This window comes from Lysinibacillus sp. fls2-241-R2A-57 (genome assembly GCF_030209535.1).
In the GTDB taxonomy this organism is placed as follows: Bacteria; Bacillota; Bacilli; order Bacillales_A; family Planococcaceae; genus Lysinibacillus.
In genome coordinates, this window is sequence record NZ_JARVRU010000130.1 from 1 (window position 1) to 3,444 (window position 3,444).

Genomic DNA, 3,444 nt, shown 5'->3' on the forward strand with positions numbered 1-3,444 from the left:
AAACAATCAAAAGTTCTCGATAAATCTCAAAACTGCAGCTCATTAAAGATTTTTGCCGCTGTCATTGCAGAAAAATGAGGTTTTGTCCCAGCCTCTTCGTTTTGTCTGGCGATACGTTATAATGTATATTAATTCATTGAGGGGTGATTGAAGATGAACATTATTTTAGCGCAAGCAAAGGATGCATCAGTAATTCATAACGTTATGCGAGAAAATCGTAACGGCATTTCTCTTGATATCGCAACAATGGAAAAACAGCTTATTAATTAGGGGGATTACACTTGAGGAAGAAGCTCGGATGCTTGCATGCACACCATTCAAATATTGAGTATATAGAACATGCATTTCAAAACATCGACAACGTGGAGCTAGTTCATTTTGTGGATCCTGGTCTTATACAGCAAGTTTCAAAGGGGACTAATGGGTTAGCTGTTAAAGTTAAAGAGCAGCTTGAATGGATGGCGAGCTGCAGTATAGATGTCATTTTAATAACGTGTACGAATTATATTGCATTGTTAGAGGAAGAACAGCTGGACCTCTCTATTCCAATTATTAAAATAGATGAGCCCTATTTTGAAACCGTATATGAAGAAAAGCAGCCTCAAACGATTCTTTTTACAAATCCTGAAACTGTAGAAGGTACGATGAACAGGCTTCAGCAATACGCTGAGCAGCATGAAAAATCGATAGATGTTGTAGCAAAAGTTATCGACGATGCTTTTGAGCTAATTATGCAGGGAAAAAAGGAAGCGTATAATACTGCTATTAGACAAACCCTTCAGCATGTAGCGAGGGGGCAGCGGCAGATTTCAGTTGCACAGCTTTCAATGGTTGAAGCAGCACAGCAATTTGAAAAAGAGTCAGCGTTAACGATTACTCATCCGTTAAAGACGTTAGTTAAATTTGTGATGAGATCTATAGAATAATAGGTTACACTTATTTTTCTGAATACTCTGTAACAATTCGTTTACATAATTCGTTTCATAGTAGATATCATGACTATATAGGGAGCGATGTAATGAAGCGGTGTATAGTTTTCTTTACAGTGTTGTTATTTTTAGTTGGCTGTACAATGAATGAGAAAGCTGTTGCTCTGCCAGATGATTTACCTGATTTTGTACAAGAAAGTGATTTTAAATCGATTGATTGGGACAACAAGGCAGTAGAGTTTGGGGATAGAGGAATCATCGGTAATGCCAATAAATCAGGCGTTATTGGTGCCGATATGCCAAGCTTAAACAGTCAAAAATGGATGTGGCACCTTTGGGGGATTGAAGAAGTTCGTAATACTAAGTTAACAATTGTCGGGTATCATAAAGATTCTAAAACGATTCATCCTATTTTAGTAGATGGTTGGACTATAGGACTTGGTGGACCTGTTAATGGTGCAGATGCTCATACACCTTCAAGTGTGAAAATCCCAAAACCTGGTGAATGGGCGATGTTATTGTATACCAATGGGAGCTATTTTGATACGTTAATTTATGATATCAATGAATAGAAAAGTTAATTGTTCAAACAATGACCCTTGTTTTGTAAGCTATAATTCTTACAAAATGAGGGTTTTATACATAGTGGCGTGAAAAATATTAAATTGGTAATATGAAAAGTAAGAAAATAGAAACGGAGGAAAGCTACATGACCGATTTACGATATCCAATTGGGCAATTTCAATTTCCTGAAGTCGTTACAGCGCAGCAAGTAAAGGGGTGGATGGAGGATATTCGTCTATTACCCGAACAACTAGCCGAGGCACTTAATGATGCAAGTGAACAATCATTAGCAAAATCCTACCGAGAAAACGGCTGGACGGTTACGCAGCTTGTCCACCATATTGCGGATAGTCATATGAATAGCTATATTCGTTTTAAGCTAGCTTTGACAGAGGATGTTCCAACAATTAAACCTTATAACGAAGTGGATTGGGCACAGCTTCCGGATTCAGAAATGCCTGCATCGACATCTTATAAAATGATTGAGGGTTTACATGAACGCTGGTTTTATTTACTAAAAAGCTTATCAGAAGAGCAATTACAGCAAGCGTTTCATCATCCTGATTCAGGGTTAATGACACTTGAAAAAGCCTTAGCCTTGTACGCTTGGCATGGGAAGCATCATCTTGCTCATATTCAGATTGCTTTAGCAAAATAACAACTATATGTTTAGAGCGAAAAGTAGGCGATTTCTTCATTTTGAAGAAAATCGCCTACTTTTGAAATTGTTTTCAAGTAAATATCGTATGTTACAAGGATAATAATACTATATGGTAGGTTTAATCTAACTTACGAATATAATTTTTTATACAATGTTAATTCCTGCACTTGCGTTACCAGTAACAAGAGCAGCAGCTCCTGAGGTAGTAACAGAGAATACCATTAATAAACGATCACCAGCAGCTACTGGTACTGGTGTCACGTTTCTAGTACCAAATGTAATAGCTCCTACTACTAATGATGTGAGAGCTGGTGCTAAATCAACAAATGCATCTGTAGGGCTGAAAAGATTACTTCCCGCAGGCGCGCGGTAAATTTGTGCTCTGACTGTTGCTGTTCCTGTAAGTGCTGCAGCAAGTGTTACAGACAAGGTAGCAGAAATAGATGTAATAGTACCTGCACGTGGAACTGAAAAGGCCTCCATTCCAGTAGTAGCACCTGCTAAGTCTATATTTGTACCAGTAAGAGTTACCCCCACAATAGACGTGCCGAATCCTACCATACTTACTGTACCGATCGCACCACCACCAACTGCTGCTAAAGCAACAGGAACATTACCTGACGCGAATGGGATGATGGAGCCTGTTGCTGGTGGAGTAGTAATACATGCAGCTTCTATAGCTTCAAAAGGACCAAGTGCTGTACACTGATTATTTTGATTTGCGCAGCCGCCACACGCTGAATTCATACAATTCATACACATTTTTACACCCCCTTTCTTCATTATTCTATTCAGCTAAGATTATAGGGTTAGGGCAAATATCCACATTGTAGGTTTTATAAGCGGAAATTAATAAGGCTTTTTTAAAGGCATTTTTGGTAATAGCAAGTATTCTCTAATGAATTTGACGTTCGGCCAATTTCTTAATTGAACATAAAAAAAGTCCAATATGTATTTTCATACGTATTGGACGGATTTATCGTATAAATCTCTATTGTTACTATACTCTGTATCACTTTAAACTAACTCCATTTTCGAAAGAAATTGAAAAACAAAGAAACCTTATCTTTTTTTGGGCCTTCTTCAGGTGATTCGTCTTTTAGCTCGGGTTGCTTGTTTACCTCTTCAAATTGTGCATGGGTTTCATATACTTTCTCTGATGTAGGTTTAAAAATTTCAAATTCATCACTTTTTAAAATAGGGGATATATTTTTGTCCTCTTGCTCATCAACCACTTTAGCTGCTTCAAGAATGACAGGCTCATGAACAGTTTTAGCTGCTTCAAGAATG

4 protein-coding genes and 1 pseudogene are annotated in these 3,444 nt (G+C 37.7%); 3 read left to right on the top strand and 2 right to left on the bottom strand.

From position 1 onward, the window contains the following. Positions 1 to 281: 281 nt before the first annotated feature. The 3 genes from QRN68_RS18855 (at position 282) to QRN68_RS18865 (ending at position 2,151) form a co-directional block, all read left to right on the top strand. Positions 282 to 926 carry a hypothetical protein gene (locus QRN68_RS18855; protein WP_285398440.1) on the top strand — a complete coding sequence of 215 codons (645 nt, stop codon included), beginning with the start codon at positions 282 to 284 and terminating at the stop codon, positions 924 to 926. Between the two features lie 92 nt (positions 927 to 1,018). Beyond that, positions 1,019 to 1,501, top strand: a complete 483-nt coding sequence (locus QRN68_RS18860; protein ID WP_285398441.1) for a hypothetical protein — start codon at positions 1,019 to 1,021, stop codon at positions 1,499 to 1,501. Between the two features lie 137 nt (positions 1,502 to 1,638). Beyond that, entirely contained in the window at positions 1,639 to 2,151 is a 513-nt protein-coding gene (locus QRN68_RS18865; protein WP_285398442.1) for a YfiT family bacillithiol transferase, read from the top strand. A 147-nt stretch (positions 2,152 to 2,298) separates the two neighbouring features. Here the strand turns inward: QRN68_RS18865 and QRN68_RS18870 are convergent, their stop codons facing one another. Both QRN68_RS18870 and QRN68_RS18875 read right to left on the bottom strand, forming a co-directional pair. Next, complete coding sequence (locus tag QRN68_RS18870; protein WP_285398443.1) at positions 2,299 to 2,916, bottom strand: exosporium glycoprotein BclB-related protein; 618 nt, start codon at positions 2,914 to 2,916, stop codon at positions 2,299 to 2,301. A 260-nt stretch (positions 2,917 to 3,176) separates the two neighbouring features. Continuing rightward, positions 3,177 to 3,444: pseudogene (locus QRN68_RS18875) on the bottom strand (hypothetical protein); the annotation flags it as partial.